A 16,324-nucleotide genomic window follows, 5' to 3' on the forward strand; every position below is an offset into this window, starting at 1 on the left:
ACTTGCAATAACTAGTGTAATAATAACAAATATTCGTATAAAAATACTTTAAATTAAGTTAATATATTAAATTAATATATATAATAATAGCTTGTAATAAGAATAAGTTCAATTATTAAAAATTTGAACTAGTATTATCTACGTATTTCTTGCTTAATTGTTAAAATAAAGGCAGTATTCGCTATTCGCGAATAGGGAAGACTTGTCATGAGCCGACAAATTAACCAGCAAATCACATTAAAGCCACAAGACTTACTGGTATTATTTAAGTTATTGGCACCTAATACAAGTTTACTCACGTATGCAGAATTAAGCACGTTATTAGCCATTTCAGCGTCAGAATTACATGCCAGCATAAGGCGAGCCAAGTTAGCGCGCTTGATTCTTTCTGAACCAGACGAAGCGGTAAGGTTGGATAAGAAAAGCCTCAAAGAGTTTATTCTTTATGGTGCGAGATACGTTTTCCCTGCGACTTATGGCTCAATAACAAGAGGGATACCAACTGCATATGCTGCGCCCCCTCTAGTAAATCTAATTATGCAACCGGATGAATTGCCGCCTGTATGGCCAACCCCGCAAGGAACCACAAGAGGCGTGGCTTTTTATCCTCTCTACCCGACCGCGCCTGTCGCTGCCGAAAAAGATAACTTTTTATACGAAAATTTAACTCTTTTTGATGCTATTCGCGGTGGGGCGGCTCGTGAACGTGAGCTTGCGGCAAATTTATTGTCAGAACGCATAGCATGAATATAAACGACCCCAATGTTGCACTTGTTGAATTAGCAGTGCATAAACTTGGAGATTTAGCAGATAAATTTGTTCTAGTCGGTGGCTGCGCTACTGGGTTACTCATAACAGATAACGCCCGGCCACCTGTTCGAGCAACACAGGATGTGGACTTGATTGTAGAGATTGCAACTCTTGCAAATTATTATGAATTGACCGGTCAAATGAAGCAGATTGGATTTCGGGAGAATAATGAAGTCATTTGCAGGTGGGAGATAGACGGCCTAAAAGTTGATGTGATGCCCACAGATGAGAAAATTTTAGGATTTAGCAACAAATGGTATTCGGAGGCCGTTGCTCAAGCAAAAAGAATATCTTTGCCAAGTAGCCGAGAAGTAAACTTAATTTCATCGCCATTATTTATTGCCACTAAGCTTGAAGCATTTTACAAAAGAGGTAATGGGGATTATGGACAAAGCCATGACATTGAAGATATTGTGAATGTAATTGATGGTCGTCAGGAGTTAGTTTTTGAAATAAACCAAGCGGGAGAAAGTGCAAAAAAATACTTGGCGGAAGAAATTGACGATTTGCTTGCCATCCCTGACTTTGTTAATAAGCTTTCATGGCATTTGCATGGAGATATAAATAGCCAATCAAGGGTTTCTTATGTAATTTCTCAACTACGATCAATTGCAGGTCTTTAACTGCCTCCAAAAGGAATATACTTACATTCAACAAATAGGTTTTGGCAATCCTGGTGTTTTAATGACTGAAATTAACCCACAATCTCTTTCGCTTGTAAGTCAGCGTGATAGGATGACCGTACCATAGGCGCACTGGCGACTTGTTTAAAGCCCATTGCCTTTGCAATCTTGCCGTATTCGTCGAATTCGGCGGGAGTTACGTAAGCCTTAACGGGGAGATGGGCTTTACTCGGTTGCAAATACTGCCCCAGCGTCAACATGCTGCAACCATGCGCCAGCAAATCCTGCATGACTTGATGGACTTCTTCTTTTTCTTCCCCGACACCGAGCATCAACCCGGATTTTGTCGGGATGGCCGGTTGGGCTTGGTGAAATTGCTTCAGCAGGTTCAACGAACCTTGGTAGTCAGAGCCGGGGCGGACTTGTTTGTACAGCCTGGGTACGGTTTCCAGGTTGTGGTTGAACACGTCACACGGTTCGTTTGCGAGGATGGCAACTGCCCTGTCAATACGCCCACGAAAGTCGGGTACGAGGATTTCTATTTTGGTGCTGGGCGTTTGCTGGCGAATTTGCTTGATGCAATCGGCAAAATGGCCTGCACCGCCATCACGCAAATCGTCGCGGTCTACTGAAGTAATCACGACATATTTTAAGGCCATCGCTTTGATGGCGTTTGCCAAGTGCTGCGGTTCGTCTTTGTCGAGCGGGAGCGGCTTACCGTGTGCGACATCGCAGAAAGGGCAACGGCGGGTGCATAAATCGCCCATAATCATGAAAGTTGCCGTGCCGTGCTGGAAACATTCCGCTAAATTAGGGCAAGCGGCTTCTTCGCAGACGGTATGCAGCTTGTGTTCTCGCAACAATTGTTTGACGCGGGTGATTTCGTCACTGGCTGATAACTTGATGCGTATCCAATCCGGCTTACGCAGCACCGTTTCGGGTTGTTCGACCTTGATGGGTATCCGCGCCAGTTTTTCGGCATTGCGCTGGTGGGATTCGGGTGTGGAACGGGACGGGGCTTTGATGTTCATGAATAGAGTGAGGTATTAATTGCATTAACAACGGGAATAGCGAGATCAGCCGTACTGATATCAATGCCAAAGTCTGCCAATTGTGTTACCTGTAAATCCCGATAACCACAAGTGTTGATATGGTCAAAAGGCGTTAAGTCCATGTTATTGTTAAGGCTAATGCCATGATAGCTCGCATTGTTTTTGATCCGAATGCCGATGGAGCCGATTTTTTTGCCATCCACATAAACGCCTGGGGCTTGGGGGTTGGCCGTGGCTGTTACGCCAAATTGCGCCAAAGCCGTTACCATCGATTGTTCCAGCAGTGTGACCAATTGCCTTATCCCCAATTTTCGGCGTTTGATGTCGAGCAAGGTGTAGACAATCAGTTGTCCAGGGCCATGGTAAGTCACCTGTCCGCCTCGGTCACTCTGGATGACGGGAATGTCACCGGGGTTTAACAGGTGCTCTTGTTTGCCGTTCAAGCCCAAGGTATAAACAGGCAAGTGTTCCAGCACCCAAATTTCATCATGGGTCTGGTCCGTGCGTTCCTGAGTAAGCCGTTGCATTTCCTGCCAAATGGGTTCATAAGGCTGCACACCCAGTTCGCGGATTGTTGTTGGCATGATTACAAATGATGGGGATGCAGACATTTAATTTTATTCTTTTCACCCCATCCCTCCCCAGGAGGAGAGGAAGTTTCTTAATCGCCTTACAAGGCCATCAATACTTGCGGATGACCCGACAAATCCCGGTAGATGGCATCCAACTGTTGTTTGCTGGAGGCTTGTATCGTAACGGTTACCGCTAGATAGTTGCCGTCTTTGCTGGGTCGCGCACTGACTGCCTGTTCAAAAAGGTCGGGCGCATGGCGACGGACGATTTCGATGACCAGCAAGTCAAACTCAAGATTGTTCTTGCCCATCGCCTTGATGGCAAATTGGCAAGGGAATTCCAACAGGGTTTCATCGCTCATCGTAATGACTGTTTGTATTCCTGAAAGAGCTTGTAAAACATTTTCCAAACGAGCCCCGGTTTGCCGTCCGCTATCTTTTCACCGTCCAGCTCAACGACGGGGATAATTTCCCGTGTGGAACTGGTTATCCACAGTTCGCTCGCTTTTTGAATGTCAGCCTTAGCTATGGCTTGTTCGCTGCTTGGGATGTCATTTTTTCTGGCAATTTCCAGGATCACGTCGCGGGTTATGCCGGGCAGTATGGCTGGGCTTTTTGGTGCCGTTACCAAAATGCCGTCAATGACCGCAAATACATTACTGGCCGCACCTTCTGTCAGATAACCATCTTTAAATAAGATAGCTTCGGCACACCCCTGCTCAACGGCGGCTTGCCTGAGCAGGACATTAGCCAATAACGTAATCGCCTTGGTATCGCACAGTTTCCAGCGGCTATCTTCCATACTGACCGCTTTGACACCGTTATCGGGGTCAGAATGCGGGGTGATGCCGGACACCATAGCGAATACTGTAGGCGTTACTTTCTGAGGGAAAGCATGATCCCTCTTAGGCGCGACACCACGGGTAATCTGGAGATAAACGGACTGGTCTTGGCCGTTCTTGAGTAGTGGGGACAGAATGGTGCGCCATTGCTCATGGCTATGGGGGTTTTGTAACCGTATCGATTTAAGGCTATTGTCCAAACGCTCCAGGTGGTCTTCCAAGCGGAACAATTTCCCCGCATAAGCCGGAATTACCTCGTAAACACCATCGCCAAACAGAAATCCCCGATCCATAACCGAAATCTTAGCATCGGCTAAGGCCAAATATTCGCCATTGAGGTAAACGGTTTCAGTTTGCATCGTTTTTCTTAATCATCATCAACACGCTATCATAAAGCCGCCTGAATATGCCGCCTTTTTCAACATCCTTAAGCGCCACCAAATCCTTAGTGGCAATAACCGCATCTTTAAGCTTAACGGTCACCGTGCCGAGTTTTACGCCCGCTTTTACGGAAGCCAGAATTTGTTTGTCGACATTGACCGAGGCCGCGATATCATTGTAACGGCGGCGTGGAATTGTGACGAAAAGATCATCCGCCAGCCCTAATGGTAGGGTTTCTGTTTCACCTTTCCATATCCTGGTTTCCTGAATGACCTTTTTCCCTTCGTAAAGGCGATGCGATTCAAAAAAACGGAAGCCGTAGTTAATTAAAGCTTGGTTTTCATTCGCCCGTACAATCATGCTTTCCGTACCCATGACGACAGAAATCAGGCGCATTCCGTTACGTAGCGCGGATGCAACCAGACAATAACCCGCTTCGTCAGTATGTCCCGTTTTTACGCCATCTACCGTTTCATCACGGCCTAGCAGCAAGTTGCGGTTTTGCTGGGTGATCTTGTTGTAGGTGAATTCTTTTTGCGAAAACCAAAGGTAAAATTCGGGAAATTCTTTTATTAGTGCTGTGGTGATAATGGTGAGGTCTCTAGCCGTAGTGTAATGCCCGTCACTAGGCAAGCCGTCGCTGTTTTCAAAATGGCTATTGACCATGCCCAAACGGGCGGCGTGTTGGTTCATGAGTTCGGCAAACGTCGCTTCGTTGCCTGCCACATGTTCAGCCAGGGCGACACTGGCATCGTTGCCGGATTGGATAATGACGCCTTTCAGCAAATCTTCGACCTTGACTTGGTCATTGACCTTGACGAACATTTTGGAACCGCTGGTTTTCCAAGCGTTCTGGCTGATAGTCACTTTATCGTCCAGATGCAAATGACCGTTTTTGATTTCCTTGAAAACGACGTAGACCGTCAGTATTTTGGTAAGGCTGGCGGGCGCGAGTTTTGCGTCAGCATTGTTTTCAGCAAGTACTTTGCCAGAATTGTAATCGATCAGGATATGGCTGGTAGCGGCAATGCTCGGAGGCGCAGGTATAGGCACCTCAGCTTCTTCAGCAATGGCTATTAAGTGCGTCGCGAGTAAGATTAATAGTAAAAAAAGAGAACCGACGGGACTTTTCAGATAGTTCATGTATTAAGCATGGTCTTTTAGGTAAACAATGTTTCATTGTACCATGCGTAATTTTAGTTTTGTGCGCTTGCTGTGACTATCTGAGGGTCTGTGATACCTATTTTTGCCAATTGGTAGCTCAGCATTTCTGCATTTTCCGTGGATTTGATAGGGCCTATTTGGACTTTGTACAAGGTGTTCTTGCGATGTTTTGAGGTGTGGATCGTTGGCTCTGGCATGTTATTGGAAGCGATTTTTCCTTGCAATTTTAATGCCTTGCTCGCGCTGCCAAAGCTGCCTACCTGGAAATACACTTTTTTATTCTGGCTTTCGGCAGTTTGTTGGATTTGCGGCAATGCTTGCAACTGGGAAATAGCCTTTATTTCCACTTTGCCTGTGCCTTCACCCTGGATACCAATTTTTTTCGCGGCGGCGTACGATAAATCCACAAGCCTGCTACCCACGAAAGGCCCCCTGTCGTTGATGCGGACGACTACAGTTTTGTTATTTTCGAGGTTAGTCACCTGTGCATAAGACGGGATCGGCAAGGTTTTGTGGGCTGCGGTCATTTCATACATATCAAATATTTCGCCGGTAGCCGTCTTTTTTCCGTGAAATCCTGGGCCATACCATGAAGCGATGCCCTTCTTTATGTAGCGGGCTATTCGAGGTAACCAACTCTCTTGAAAGGTGGATTGTTTAAAATTTTCTAAATCCCTATTGCTTTCTAAAGAACCCCTGCCCAATTCGATGATCGAATGATGCCTCATTGGGTGTTTTGCCTGCTCAGGCAGCTCAAGGGTCACTAACGTTGCTTTGGGGGGCGATACTTGTTGGTAGAGTGATGGTGTTTGTATCGGTGGGGCTTCGCTGGTCTTTATCTGATTAGTGGAACAAGCGTTAAGTGCCAGCATGACTGGTAAGATTATGATCTTTTTCATAAAGGGAGGAAATTCTTTGATTAGAAATGGCAAGGCCCAACTGAAAAACAGCCATTGCATATAGGGGACTGTGGTTGTAACGAGTAATCACATAAAAATTGTCTAAAGCTGCCCATAATTCTTCGCCATCCTCTTGTTTAAAAGCGATAATTTTCGCTTTTTTGATTGAAAGTAAAGGTCTACTTATGTTTGGGTTAATTGCATTAGACTTAATCAAGCTTAAATCTTCCTTAAGGAAAGGAAAAGTGTTTACAGTTTTGTGACATTTATCACAGAGCCTAAAAGCGACAGGTTGGCCCGCTTGCCAGCCATGTTTGACAAAATAATTTGCGATACTGGCAATAACATCTTGCGAGTTATGCCAAATATCTCGACTATTATCTTTATTATAATCAATAGCATAATTGCGATAGCTGCTAGGCATGAATTGCGGCATCCCTAACGCGCCCGCATACGAACCCAAAGGCGTTAAAGGATCAATATGCTCTTCTCGGCATAGCAATAAAAATTCTTCCAGTTCGTTTCGAAAAAATTGGCTGCGGGGCGGGTAATCAAAAGCAAGTGTGGCGAGCGCATCAATGACGCGATAATTGCCTGTGTGTTTTCCATACATCGTCTCAACGCCAATAATGGCGACGATAATTGCGGCAGGAACGCCGGTTTCCTGTTCGATGGTAGCCAAAATTTGCTCATTTTCTTGCCAAAATTGCACTCCGGCCTTGATTCGCGGCGTTTTTAGGAAAATTTCGCGGTATTTGTACCAGGGCAAGCTCTCGGACGGTTTTGAAATTTTTTTGATGATGTCGTCTTTTAATTCAACATGATCGAATAAATCAGTTAATGCAGCCTCATTAAATTGGTGCCTTGAGGCCATTTGCTTAATAAAACCATCAACGGTTTCCTGGTTTTTGACGGGATTGGCACAGGACAAAATGACAAAACAAGCGCAACTTATGAATAATCGCAAAAAATAATTTTTAATTTTCATGTTTTTAATGGGGAATAAGCTGCTTGTGTGTGTGTATGGACATCAAGATGCCAAAACCGGCCAATAAGGTGACAATCGAAGTGCCCCCATAGCTAATCATGGGCAAGGGCACGCCCACCACGGGCAGGACACCGATAACCATGCCGATATTGACGAACACATAGACAAAAAAAGTGAAGGCCAGGCTGCCCGCCAATAACCGACTAAAGGTATCTTGAGCTTGTGAGGCTATATATAAGCATCGGCCAATGACCAATAGATAAAGCGCCAGCAGACCAAGACAACCGAACAGCCCGAATTCTTCGGCGAAGACGGCAAAAATGAAATCGGTGGAACTTTCCGGCAGGAATTCCAGCTCGGATTGTTTGCTGCCCAGCCAACCTTTACCATAAATGCCGCCTGAGCCAATGGCAATTTTTGATTGGATAATGTGATAACCCTTACCCAAAGGATCGGCTTCGGGATCTAAAAGCGTAATAATGCGGGCGCGTTGGTAATCATGCAGAAAATAATGCCAAACGATGGGGGCCAGAGCCGAAAGGGAGACAAGGATTGCCAAAATAAAAAGCCAAGACAAACCTGCGAAAAACAACACGGCCCCACCGGAACTTGCGACCAATATGGCCGTACCCAAATCCGGTTGTTTGGCTATTAACAGGGTAGGTATCAAAATAAGAATGCCGGAAATCAACAGTTGTTGCGGCTTAATAGGCAAGGCATGGTCAGCAAGATACCAGGCAATCATCATGGGTGTTGTTATCTTAATCATTTCTGCCGGTTGAAAACGCAAAACACCCAGGTCTAGCCAGCGTTGCGCCCCTTTACCGATATGCCCCATTATCAATACCGCAACCAGCAGGGCAATACCTATACCGAACAACAGTGCCGAATAACGCTTGAATTGATAAGGATTGATGTGCGCCAGCACCGCCATAAGCAGGAATGCAAGACCGACCCGCGCAGCCTGCCGATATATCAGTCCCATTTCCTGGCTTCCTGCACTGTAGAGAATAACAAAACTAAGCAGCGAAATAAGCAGTAGGCAGACCAACAAGGGGATATCAATATGCAGTTTGCCGAGTATACGTTCGGTAAGCGAGGGAGTTTGGAATTGTTCGCGGCGGGATTCAATATTCATGGTTGTGTTGTTTGCTTATCACGCAAATATTGTTTGATAATTTTGGCTGCAATGGGCGCTGCCACCGACCCGCCGTGGCCACCATTTTCAGCTATCACAGCCACCGCAATTTTTGGGTTTTCGGCAGGTGCGAATGATATGAACAAGGCATGGTCGCGTTGCTTGAAATCGATTTGATGTTCGTTGTAACTGGCATTTTGCTTAATGTTTATCACCTGCGCCGTTCCGGTTTTGCCAGCGATATGGTAATTAATGTCCAGCCCTATGCTCCTTGCCGTACCTCGGTTACTGTGGATGACATTGATCATTGCCGCTATTACGGTATTAAGATTAGCGGGTTTTAGCGGAATGGTAGATTTGGGTTGGTTTTCGCTGGGTTTGCTCGTGATGTCAGTGACAATCTTGTCCACCAAATGGGGAATTATGATATTGCCCTTATTTGCCAACGTCGCGGTGGCCTTTGCAAGTTGCAACATAGTGACTTGATGATAGCCTTGGCCTATGCCTGTAATGACGGTTTCGCCTGGGAACCAGGGCTGGCTTTTTTTGGCCATTTTCCATTCGCGGGACGGAAGCAAACCTGATTTTTCCCCCATTAAGTCGATGCCTGTTTTTTCGCCAAAACCAAATTGTTGCAAAAAACTGTGGATCCGGTCTATGCCCAATATGCTCGCCAGCCGATAGAAATAGACATCACAAGATTGGGTGACGGCCTCGCTGACATTGATCGGGCCGTGTCCGCCTTTTCGCCAATCCCGGTAATGGTGGCTGTCATTAGGCAACTGATAGTAACCTGGGCAGTTAAATTGCTGCCTTACACCGACGGCATTGTATTCAAGTCCAGCCAATGCCATAAACGGCTTGATGGTGGAGCCGGGCGGATAAAGTCCACGTAATGCACGGTTATACAGGGGCTGGTCTGGCGATGATTGCAGCGCTTGATAGGCCGCATTGCCGATACCGATTACGAAGGGATTAGGGTCAAAACCGGGACGACTGACGAAAGTTAACACCCCACCGGTTTCAATTTCGATAGCGACAACCGCACCATTATAATTTTCCAGTGCCTCGTAAGCCATTTTTTGCAATTCCATGTCCAAACTCAGATGGAGATTGGCACCGGCGACTGGACTGACTTCCTTGAGTGTCTTTAATGGCCGCCCTTGGACATTGACTTCGATTTCCGAGTACCCCGTAGTCCCGTGCAGTTGCGATTCATAAGCGCTTTCTATCCCTAATTTTCCGATATACGTGGAGCCTCGGTATTCGGCGATGGGCAAATCTTTCACCTCATCTTCATTGATTCGACCGACATAGCCAACGACATGGGCTGCAAGCTCGCCGTATGGATAATTCCTAAGCTGGCGGATATGGACATCGGCACCGTGATAAAAAGGCCGTACAACCGCAAATTTTGCCAGTTCTTCCTGTGTCAAATTGGTCAAAAGGGGAATGGGGTTAAAGCGCTTTTGCCTTTTTCTTAGCTTTTGAAATATTTCTATTTTTTCCTCTGGAATGTTGAGCAATGCTTGCAACTTGACCAGCATGCCATCCAAATCGCCAATTTGTTCAGGGATAAGTTCAAGCGTATAGGTCTGGGTGTTTTCGGCAAGTATATTGCCGCGCCTGTCATAAATAATCCCACGCGAAGGGACTGTCGGCTCGATTTTAATGCTGTTTTCTTTGGCCTTGGTCGAGTAGAGTTGGTGACCGACAACTTGCAGGTAAACTAGCCGGACAATAAGCCCTGCGGTCAATATCAAGATGATGACAAAAGCGGCGATGATACGGCCCAGAAAAAGGTAACTTTCTTCTGGATTGTCCTTAAAGGTCAACATACGGGCATCGCAGAGGTGAATAGTTGTCAGTCGGTTTTGATCGGTTTCGCCAACCTGACAAAACGTAGCACGGTATAAACCAAAGGCCAACACACCGTGCCGACAAAAACGGATAGCCAGAAAGAAGGCTTTAGTTGTGCGGTCTGTTGAATATTTTTGATGAAAAACAGTAGGAGCTCTGACAACAACAAGCAAAAGAAAATAAATAGCGCTTGCTGTATAAATGGGAATTGCCGCAAGCGCTTGTGCAAGGACAGGCTAATGTAAATCACTAAGGAATAAGCCAAGGCGTATTGGCCAAACATTCGCCCCGTCAACACATCGGTTAGCAAGCCGAAAGTCCAAGCGTGAAAAATACCGACGCGCTCGGGCAGCGCCAGCGACCAGTAGATCAAAGTGAGCAAAACCCAATCGGGATTGTAGACAGCGTAGGCTACGGGCAATGGGGCTATTTTTAGGCACATTGCAAAGACCAGGGTCAAGATAATGCGCCCAAAACCATAACTGTTACTCATCGCCTTGCTCCTCTTCCTTTAGTTGTTCATGCGGCTCAGAAGGGGTTAGCGGCACTGGCTTTGTACTGCTCCAGACAATCATCAACTCCCTGTTACGGTCTAACGACGCTTTGGGGGTTGCCGTAATCTGCTTATTTGCCGGTGGCGTGAATTTGTCAACGGTTGCGACCGGATAACCTTGCGGGAACGTGCCGCCCAAACCTGACGTGATTAACAAATCGCCAGGACGAATATCCGCATTGTCCCTCAAAAATGGCAAGTTAAGGCGGTTCAATTCACCGCTGCCGACGGCGATAGTCAACAAGCCATTGCGATTGACTTGCACGGGTATCGCGTGGTTAGGGTCGGTGATGAGCATAATCTCAGAACTGTGCGGTAATGCCCTAAAAACTTGGCCGACAACCCCATTGGCATCGACCACGGGTTGTTGCGGGTGTACACCGAAACGGGTGCCTTTGTTAACCACGACGATATTTTCATAAGGCGGGGCGATATTGACTGACAATAATTCGGCGATCAAAACTTGCTCGCCCAGTTTAAACGAATTTTCCAGCAACGCCCTTAACCGGATATTTTCCCGTTCTAGCGAATCATACCTTAGGAGCCGGATTTGGTTGATCGACTGAGTTTCCCTTAGTTTTTTGTTTTCTTCCCTTAACGAAGTGTACGACTTTAGCGAGAATGCGATACGGCTTGAAGCCTCCACGGGCAGGTCCACCAAGTATCTAATGGGATCAATGGCATGTGAGAGCGTTGCGCGAACCGGATCCAGGCGTGCGCTAATGTGTTCCATAGTTAATAAGGCAACAGAGGCCATGACTGCAATGAACAGGCGCACATGGATCGAAGGGCCTTCGGCAAATAACAGTTTTATGGCGGAGGTCTCTAATCAGTTTATAAACGATCTGTTATATCGGGAATAACCGCAACACCCAAAGGCTTGCAATCAGGATCGGAACAGTTGGTTATGCCTACTACAGAATTAGCAAATCTATCAGGCAATTTTGTCACTCAAAAGAGTAAGCGGACATCCCCTTTTTATCTATCATTTCCAAAACCATGCCGCCACCCCTTGCCACGCAGGTTAACGGGTCATCGGCAATATGGACGGGCAAGCCCGTTTCTTCGGTAATCAGGCGGTCAATATCCTTTAGCAAAGCGCCGCCGCCGGTCAGATAAATCCCTCGGCTGGCAACATCGGAACCCAGTTCTGGCGGCGTTTGTTCCAGGGCAAATTTTACGGCGCTTATTATGCCGGATAATGGGTCTTGCAAAGCTTCAAGAATTTCGTTGCTGTTTAACGCAAAACTGCGCGGCACGCCTTCCGCGAGGTTACGACCCCTGACTTCGATCTCCCTGACTTCACTGCCGGGATAAGCCGTGCCAATTTCCAGCTTTATCTTTTCGGCCGTGGATTCGCCGATCAACGTGCCGTAGTTCCGCCGCACATAATTGATGATGGCCTCATCAAAGCGGTCGCCGCCGATACGGACGGAGTTGGAATAGACAATACCGTTGATCGAAATAATGGCGACTTCTGACGTGCCGCCACCGATGTCCAACACCATCGAACCACTGGGCTCATCGACCGGAAGGCCTGCACCGATCGCGGCAGACATCGGCTCCTCAATCAAAAAGACTTCGCGCGCTCCCGCCATTGATGCGGATTCCCGTATGGCGCGACGCTCTACTTGAGTAGAACCGCAAGGAACGCAAATTAAGATTCGTGGGCTGGGACGCAGTAATTTGCTCTTGTGGACTTTTTCGATAAAAAACCGCAACATCCTTTCGGTGACGGCAAAGTCGGCGATTACGCCATCTTTTAATGGCCGAATAGCCGTGATGTTGCCAGGTGTCCTACCCAGCATCAATTTAGCTTCAGTACCGACAGCAACAATGCTTTTGGTGCCGCGTACCTTGTCTTCCTTAATTGCCACAACAGATGGCTCATTGAGGACGATGCCCTGACCTGGAATATAAATCAAGGTGTTAGCGGTACCAAGGTCAATCGAGAGATCGTTTGAGAAAAGACCGCGAAATCTTTTGAACATTTTTTACCTGCGTCCTGAGGAATGGAAATTAAAGCGTCATACTTTATCAATCAAGCGGGTATTCGGGCAAGATATAAAGTATCATAAATTAATTTTGCTAATAATAGGATAAAAAATGACATTAACGGCGGATGACGTAAAAAAAATTGCTTATCTGGCGCGCTTGGGAATAGATCAAAATGATATAGAATCTTATGCCCAAGATTTGTCCGGCATGTTGGAATTGATGACACAAATGGGCGAAACCGACACCGACGGCGTTCCGCCGATGGCGCATCCCATGGATCAAAAACAGCGTTTGCGGGTTGATGAAGTAACAGAAAGCGACAATCGAGACAACTTTCAGGCGATTGCCCCCCAAGTCGAAGCAGGGCTTTATCTGGTACCAAAAGTTATTGAATGAAGGACAATCAGTGCACACCAAGTCGATCAAAGAATTAGCCAAGGGATTACGTGCGGGTGAATTTTCCAGTGTGGAATTGACGCAAGCGTTTTTAGCCCGCATCAAACAACATCAATCGTTGAATTGCTTTATTTCCGTCACCGAAGAACTTGCCTTGCAAGCTGCCAACCTAGCGGACGGGCGAATTGCCAAAGGCGATGCCAGTTTGCTTATGGGCATACCGATTGCCCAAAAAGATATTTTTTGTACGCAAGGTGTAAAGACTTCTTGCGGCTCCAAGATGCTGGACAACTTTATCGCCCCCTACAATGCCACGGTGGTTGAAAAGCTGAATGCTGCTGGCGCGGTCATGCTGGGAAAACTGAACATGGACGAATTCGCCATGGGTTCGTCCAATGAAACCAGCCATTACGGGGCAGTCAAAAATCCTTGGCAAACAGATTTAGTCCCCGGCGGCTCATCGGGCGGCTCCGCAGCGGCAGTCGCAGCGCGGTTGGCCATTTGTGCGACAGGCACGGATACGGGCGGCTCTATCCGCCAACCGGCCGCCCATTGCGGTATTACCGGCTTGAAACCGACATACGGGCGCGTGTCCCGTTATGGCATGATTGCTTATGCATCCAGCCTCGACCAAGGCGGCCCGATGGCGCGTAGCGCTGAAGATACTGCTGCACTGATGCAAGCAATGGCAGGCTTTGATGAGAAAGATTCCACCAGTGTCGATTTGCCCGTACCGGATTATCAGGCTGGCTTGAATGCTGAACTTAAAGGCCTAAAAATCGGCTTGCCGAAAGAATTTTTTGGCGACGGCTTAAACGGCAACGTCGCGACAGTCATAGACCAAGCCATTAATGAGTACCAAAAATTGGGGGCAACGGTAAAAGAAGTCTCCATGCCGAATCTCAAACTGGCAATACCCGCCTATTACGTCATCGCACCCGCCGAATGTTCCGCAAATTTGTCGCGTTTTGATGGCGTACGTTTCGGCTATCGTTGCACCAATCCGCAGGATTTGACTGATTTATACACCCGTTCCCGTGGCGAAAGTTTCGGCAAGGAAGTCAAGCGCCGTATCCTCATGGGGACGTACGCCCTATCGGCAGGCTATTACGATGCGTATTATATTAAGGCACAACAAATTCGTCGCCTGATTAGCGACGATTTCAAGAATGCCTTGGCTGACGTTGATGTCATCATGGGGCCGGTCGCGCCCAGTACGGCGTTCGGCATCGGCGAGAAAATTGGAAACCCAATCGAAATGTACTTGTCAGATATTTATACCATCGCCATCAACTTGGCAGGCCTACCCGCCATGTCGATTCCCGCTGGCTTTGCGGAAGGCAAACCCGTGGGCTTGCAAGTGATCGGCAATTATTTTGCGGAGGACAGGCTATTGAACATAGCCCATCAATTTCAAATAGTAACCGATTGGCATCAACAGGTTCCCAAAGGGTTTGAATAGGAATAGCAAATGGGACATCATCAAGAACAAAAATGGGAAACCGTGATTGGGTTGGAAATCCATACCCAACTGGCGACCCAATCCAAAATATTTTCGGGTGCAGCCACCGCGTATGGCGCAGAACCCAACACCCAAGCCTGTGCGGTTGATTTGGGCTTGCCGGGCGTGTTGCCAGTCTTAAATAGTGAAGCAGTCAATATGGCAGTGAAATTCGGCTTGGCGATAGAAGCCGAAATTGCACCTTACTCGGTCTTCGCCCGTAAAAACTACTTTTACCCCGACCTGCCTAAAGGCTACCAGATCAGCCAGTTTGAATTGCCCATTGTCGGCAAGGGTCACTTGGATATTGACGTGGACGGCACGAGCAAACGCATCGGCATTACCCGCGCCCATCTGGAAGAAGATGCCGGAAAATCCCTACACGAAAACTTCCACGGCATGAGCGGTATCGACTTAAACCGAGCAGGTACGCCACTACTGGAAATCGTCTCCGAGCCAGACATGCGTTCGGCCAAGGAAGCGGTGGCCTATATGCGAAAACTGCACGAATTGGTGCGTTATCTGGGCATTTGTGACGGCAATATGCAAGAAGGTTCATTCCGCTGCGATGCCAATGTCTCGGTGCGGCCTAAAGGACAACAAGAATTCGGTACTCGTGCAGAGATCAAGAACATCAATTCTTTCAGATTTGTCGAAAAAGCCATCCATCATGAAGTCGAAAGGCAGATTGAGTTGATTGAAAACGGCGGTAAAGTTGTCCAGGAAACCCGGCTTTATGATGCCAATAAAGACGAAACCCGCTCTATGCGCAGCAAGGAAGAAGCCAACGATTATCGCTACTTTCCCGATCCCGACTTATTGCCAGTCCATATCAGTGAGGAATTCAAGGCGCAAATCCAGTTGCAATTACCCGAATTGCCGGAAGCTAAAAAGCTAAGGTTTAAGGAACGCTATCAACTGGACGAGGAAAACGCAGGGATATTGACCGCATCGCGTCAACTGGCTGATTATTTTGAAGCCTTGGTCAAAGAATCCGCCTGTGAGGCCAAGCTATGTGCCAACTGGATGACGGGCGATTTGTTGGCCGCACTCAACAAGGCCGACCTGGATATAACGGAATCCCCAGTGGACACCCGGCGGTTGGCGGGGCTGATGCGCCGCATCCATGACGATACGATTTCCGGCAAAATCGCCAAGCAAGTCTTTGACCTGATGTGGCAATCCAACGCCACTGCCGATGAAATCATAGCCGAAAAAGGCCTGAAACAAATCACCGACACCGGTGCCATCGAAGCCATCATCGACAAAATCATTGCCGACAACCCAGACCAAGTGGCGCAATATCTTAGCGGCAAGGATAAGGTATTTGGCTTTTTTGTCGGGCAAGTCATGAAAGAAATGCAAGGCAAGGCAAGCCCTGCCGAAGTCAATAAAATGCTGAAAGCCAAATTAAAATAAACCGAATCGTTCCCACGCTCCTACGTCACTGCCATTAAGTTAAGAAATACTTTATATTAAAAACAGTGAGATAATTAACCTATTTAAAGTAAGTTATGAGTAAAAAACGTGCACAATCCGTCTTAGCC

The 16,324-nt window shown here is 47.2% G+C and carries 17 protein-coding genes; 5 read left to right on the plus strand and 12 right to left on the minus strand.

Going from position 1 to position 16,324, the window contains the following annotated elements; all coding sequences use genetic code 11:
- Positions 1–207: 207 nt before the first annotated feature.
- Both MGMO_RS10835 and MGMO_RS10840 read left to right on the plus strand, forming a co-directional pair.
- On the plus strand, positions 208–747 hold the full coding sequence (locus MGMO_RS10835) for a hypothetical protein (protein ID WP_023495097.1): 540 nt from the start codon (positions 208–210) through the stop codon (positions 745–747).
- Entirely contained in the window at positions 744–1,433 is a 690-nt protein-coding gene (locus tag MGMO_RS10840; RefSeq protein ID WP_023495098.1) for a hypothetical protein, read from the plus strand. Before MGMO_RS10835 ends, MGMO_RS10840 begins: the two co-directional genes overlap by 4 nt.
- A 71-nt stretch (positions 1,434–1,504) precedes the next feature.
- Here the strand turns inward: MGMO_RS10840 and lipA are convergent, their stop codons facing one another.
- The 12 genes from lipA to MGMO_RS10900 form a co-directional block, all read right to left on the minus strand.
- Positions 1,505–2,464 carry a lipoyl synthase gene (lipA, locus tag MGMO_RS10845; RefSeq protein ID WP_023495099.1) on the minus strand — a complete coding sequence of 320 codons (960 nt, stop codon included), beginning with the start codon at positions 2,462–2,464 and terminating at the stop codon, positions 1,505–1,507.
- A complete protein-coding gene (gene lipB, locus MGMO_RS10850; RefSeq protein WP_023495100.1) occupies positions 2,461–3,069 on the minus strand; it encodes a lipoyl(octanoyl) transferase LipB in 609 nt (202 codons plus the stop codon). Before lipB ends, lipA begins: the two co-directional genes overlap by 4 nt.
- 86 nt (positions 3,070–3,155) lie before the next feature.
- Positions 3,156–3,419, minus strand: coding sequence for a YbeD family protein (locus MGMO_RS10855; RefSeq protein WP_023495101.1), 264 nt, complete (start codon positions 3,417–3,419; stop codon positions 3,156–3,158).
- Positions 3,416–4,258 (minus strand): D-amino acid aminotransferase, encoded by an 843-nt coding sequence (locus tag MGMO_RS10860; RefSeq protein WP_023495102.1) that lies wholly within the window; start codon positions 4,256–4,258, stop codon positions 3,416–3,418. Before MGMO_RS10860 ends, MGMO_RS10855 begins: the two co-directional genes overlap by 4 nt.
- Positions 4,248–5,423, minus strand: a complete 1,176-nt coding sequence (locus MGMO_RS10865; RefSeq protein WP_023495103.1) for a D-alanyl-D-alanine carboxypeptidase family protein — start codon at positions 5,421–5,423, stop codon at positions 4,248–4,250. The genes MGMO_RS10860 and MGMO_RS10865 overlap by 11 nt, the downstream gene beginning before the upstream one ends.
- 53 nt (positions 5,424–5,476) lie before the next feature.
- Positions 5,477–6,343 (minus strand): septal ring lytic transglycosylase RlpA family protein, encoded by an 867-nt coding sequence (locus MGMO_RS10870; protein ID WP_036307603.1) that lies wholly within the window; start codon positions 6,341–6,343, stop codon positions 5,477–5,479.
- The gene (mltB, locus tag MGMO_RS10875; RefSeq protein ID WP_268768308.1) at positions 6,303–7,274 is read right to left on the minus strand and encodes a lytic murein transglycosylase B; all 972 of its coding nucleotides are present in this window, start codon (positions 7,272–7,274) and stop codon (positions 6,303–6,305) included. Before mltB ends, MGMO_RS10870 begins: the two co-directional genes overlap by 41 nt.
- Before the next feature lie 61 nt (positions 7,275–7,335).
- Positions 7,336–8,469, minus strand: coding sequence for a rod shape-determining protein RodA (rodA, locus tag MGMO_RS10880; RefSeq protein WP_023495106.1), 1,134 nt, complete (start codon positions 8,467–8,469; stop codon positions 7,336–7,338).
- Positions 8,466–10,307 carry a penicillin-binding protein 2 gene (gene mrdA / locus MGMO_RS10885; protein WP_023495107.1) on the minus strand — a complete coding sequence of 614 codons (1,842 nt, stop codon included), beginning with the start codon at positions 10,305–10,307 and terminating at the stop codon, positions 8,466–8,468. Before mrdA ends, rodA begins: the two co-directional genes overlap by 4 nt.
- Before the next feature lie 26 nt (positions 10,308–10,333).
- Complete coding sequence (mreD, locus tag MGMO_RS10890) at positions 10,334–10,822, minus strand: rod shape-determining protein MreD (protein WP_023495108.1); 489 nt, start codon at positions 10,820–10,822, stop codon at positions 10,334–10,336.
- Positions 10,815–11,690, minus strand: coding sequence for a rod shape-determining protein MreC (gene mreC / locus MGMO_RS10895; RefSeq protein ID WP_082458347.1), 876 nt, complete (start codon positions 11,688–11,690; stop codon positions 10,815–10,817). The genes mreD and mreC overlap by 8 nt, the downstream gene beginning before the upstream one ends.
- Before the next feature lie 139 nt (positions 11,691–11,829).
- Positions 11,830–12,873, minus strand: coding sequence for a rod shape-determining protein (locus MGMO_RS10900; protein WP_023495110.1), 1,044 nt, complete (start codon positions 12,871–12,873; stop codon positions 11,830–11,832).
- A gap of 115 nt (positions 12,874–12,988) precedes the next feature.
- Between MGMO_RS10900 and gatC the strand changes: the two genes are divergently transcribed.
- Genes gatC through gatB form a run of 3 tightly spaced genes read left to right on the plus strand, consistent with a single transcriptional unit; the run spans position 12,989 to position 16,196 of the window.
- Positions 12,989–13,276, plus strand: a complete 288-nt coding sequence (gene gatC / locus MGMO_RS10905) for an Asp-tRNA(Asn)/Glu-tRNA(Gln) amidotransferase subunit GatC (protein WP_023495111.1) — start codon at positions 12,989–12,991, stop codon at positions 13,274–13,276.
- Between the two features lie 10 nt (positions 13,277–13,286).
- On the plus strand, positions 13,287–14,738 hold the full coding sequence (gene gatA, locus MGMO_RS10910) for an Asp-tRNA(Asn)/Glu-tRNA(Gln) amidotransferase subunit GatA (protein WP_023495112.1): 1,452 nt from the start codon (positions 13,287–13,289) through the stop codon (positions 14,736–14,738).
- 9 nt (positions 14,739–14,747) lie between these two features.
- Positions 14,748–16,196, plus strand: a complete 1,449-nt coding sequence (gene gatB / locus MGMO_RS10915; protein ID WP_023495113.1) for an Asp-tRNA(Asn)/Glu-tRNA(Gln) amidotransferase subunit GatB — start codon at positions 14,748–14,750, stop codon at positions 16,194–16,196.
- The last annotated feature ends 128 nt before the right edge of the window (positions 16,197–16,324 follow it).

The organism is Methyloglobulus morosus KoM1, from assembly GCF_000496735.2.
In the GTDB taxonomy this organism is placed as follows: domain Bacteria; phylum Pseudomonadota; class Gammaproteobacteria; order Methylococcales; family Methylomonadaceae; genus Methyloglobulus; species Methyloglobulus morosus.